At 60.6% G+C, this 2,309-nt stretch carries 3 protein-coding genes; all 3 read left to right on the top strand.

Annotated elements, in window-relative coordinates:
* A partial coding sequence (ubiE, locus tag RMO15_RS04715; protein ID WP_309708502.1) for a bifunctional demethylmenaquinone methyltransferase/2-methoxy-6-polyprenyl-1,4-benzoquinol methylase UbiE occupies positions 1 to 694 on the top strand: 694 nt, incomplete at its 5' end.
* Positions 691 to 1,686: a polyprenyl synthetase family protein gene (locus RMO15_RS04710; RefSeq protein ID WP_309708499.1), complete on the top strand. Its 996-nt coding sequence runs from the start codon at positions 691 to 693 to the stop codon at positions 1,684 to 1,686. The genes ubiE and RMO15_RS04710, both read left to right, overlap by 4 nt.
* A 65-nt stretch (positions 1,687 to 1,751) precedes the next feature.
* A partial coding sequence (locus RMO15_RS04705) for a Gfo/Idh/MocA family oxidoreductase (RefSeq protein ID WP_309708496.1) occupies positions 1,752 to 2,309 on the top strand: 558 nt, incomplete at its 3' end.

The following is a 2,309-nucleotide window of genomic DNA, read 5'->3' as shown; positions in this document are numbered from 1 at the left end:
ACCGGAAGAGAAGCATGACTATGTCGAAGCGATGTTCGATGCAATCGCGCCTCGCTATGATCTGCTGAACTCCGTGCTCTCGCTACGGCTCGACTCACGCTGGAGACGGGAAGCGGCACGGCAGGCGGAGCTAAAGCCCAGCGATCGGGTGTTAGATGTTTGCACGGGCACGGGTGATTTTGCCTGCGAGCTGGCAAGCTGGGTTGGGCCAAGCGGCGCGGTGATCGGGACGGATTTCTCTAAAGAGATGCTGCGCTGGGGCGAGCCGAAGCTCCCCAAGTACCCGAATGTCCGTCTCCAGTGGGCCGATACCCAGGCGCTCCCCTTTCCCGATGCGCACTTCGCCGCCGTGACCGTGGCTTTTGGGATCCGCAACGTGGCCGATATTCAGCGGGGGCTGGCGGAGATGGCGCGCGTGACACAGCCCGGCGGACGCGTGGTGATTCTGGAGTTCAATCGCCCAACCAATCCTCTCGTTGCGTGGGGCTACGGCCTCTACCAGAAGCTCATGCCACTCATCGGAGGGATAATCTCCGGCAGACGTAGCGCCTACGCCTATCTCCCGGCCTCTATTGATGCCTTCCACTCCCGCGAGGCACTCGCCAAGCTCATGGAGGAGGCAGGCATGCACTCCGTCAAAATTACAGATCTGAACTTTGGAACGGTGGTGATCCACCGAGGAATAAAGAAATGACAGCCACTCGCCCGGAAGGGCTGCTTGCGTGCATTGAAGAAGACTTAGCCAAAGTCGAGGAGCGCTTACTAGCGGAGACGCGCTCGGACATTGGGGAAGTGCGTGCGATCTCCGGTCACACGCTGCTCTCCGGTGGCAAGCGCCTGCGTCCTGCCATTGCCCTGCTTGCCGCACACTGTGTGGGCCGTAAGTTCGATACGCACCGCGCCTATGCCGCCGCTGCCGCCGTGGAGCTGATCCACATGGCGACCCTGATGCACGACGATGTGGTGGATGAAGCCCCCGAGCGCCGGGGACGGCCCACGGCAAACGCGGTCTATGGCAACTCGATCACGATTCTCACAGGCGACTTTCTTCTGGCAAAAGCAATCTGGTTGCTCTCGCGTGATGAAGAGAATCTTGCGCTGGTGCGCCTCTTTGCGGATGTGACGATTGCGATGGCGGAGGGGGAAGTGCTTCAAGCCGCCGTCGCGCGAAACTGGAACCTGAACCTAGCAACCTACGAGCAGGTGATCGAGCGCAAGACGGCGCGTTTTCTGGCAGGCTGTACCGAAGCAGGCGGGCTGATGGGTGGCGGAACGGAGCAGGAAACAGCGGCGCTACGTGCGTACGGGCATCACTTAGGGATCGCGTTTCAGATCGCAGACGACTTACTAGATTTCCTGGGTGACCCAAAGCAGACGGGCAAGGAGCTAGGCACAGATCTGAGAGATGGCCGTGTGACACTCCCGCTGATCCACACCCTCACCCACTGCGACGCAGCAACCAAGGCCGTGCTTCTCACCATACTGGAGCGCGGTCAAGCATTAACGGACTCAGAGGTTGCCCACATCACCGCCACGATTGCGCGTCACGGTGGCTTCGAAGTTGCCCGCACCGAGGCCAACACACGGATGGCCCGCGCCCTCACCGAGCTAGACCGCTTCCCTGACTCCGAATATAAAAGCTCTTTGATTCAGCTCGCGGGCTATGTTGTCGCACGGGATCGATAGACACACTCCTCCCAATTCAGGAAAGAGCTGGGAGGGAAATTGCACCCCATGTCGAACTTGAGGGTATGTCTAACCTGCGACCCGTGAAGTTCGGCGTCATTGGCTGCGGAGCGATCTCCGGGGCCTACTTCAACGCCACCAAGATTTTCCCGACTCTCTCGATTGCCGCCTGCGCCGATCTCGATCTCGACCGTGCCAAGGCCGCTGCGGAGAAAAACGGCTGCCGTGCGCTTTCCGTGGATGCGCTGCTCGCCGACCCGGAGATTGAGATCGTGATCAACCTCACGATTCCCAAGGCCCACTTTGCCGTCACCAAAGCCGCACTTGAGGCTGGCAAGCACGTACACCTAGAGAAGCCGCTTGCCGTGACGTTCGAAGAAGGCACAGGGCTGGTAGCACTGGCAAAAGAGAAGGGCTTGAGATTGGGTTGTGCCCCGGACACGTTTCTGGGCGGCGGGCACCAGACCTGCCGAAAATTAATTGACGACGGTGCGATTGGCGAGCCCGTGGCGGCGATGGCGACCATGCTCTCACGCGGTCACGAGACTTGGCACCCCGCCCCCGAGTTCTACTACAAGCCCGGCGGCGGCCCGATGCTGGACATGGGGCCGTACTACCTCACC

This window comes from Armatimonas sp. (genome assembly GCF_031410135.1).
In the GTDB taxonomy this organism is placed as follows: Bacteria; Armatimonadota; Armatimonadia; order Armatimonadales; family Armatimonadaceae; genus Armatimonas.
The sequence above is the reverse complement of the archived record's forward strand: the minus strand, read 5'-3'. Positions and strand labels throughout refer to the sequence as shown.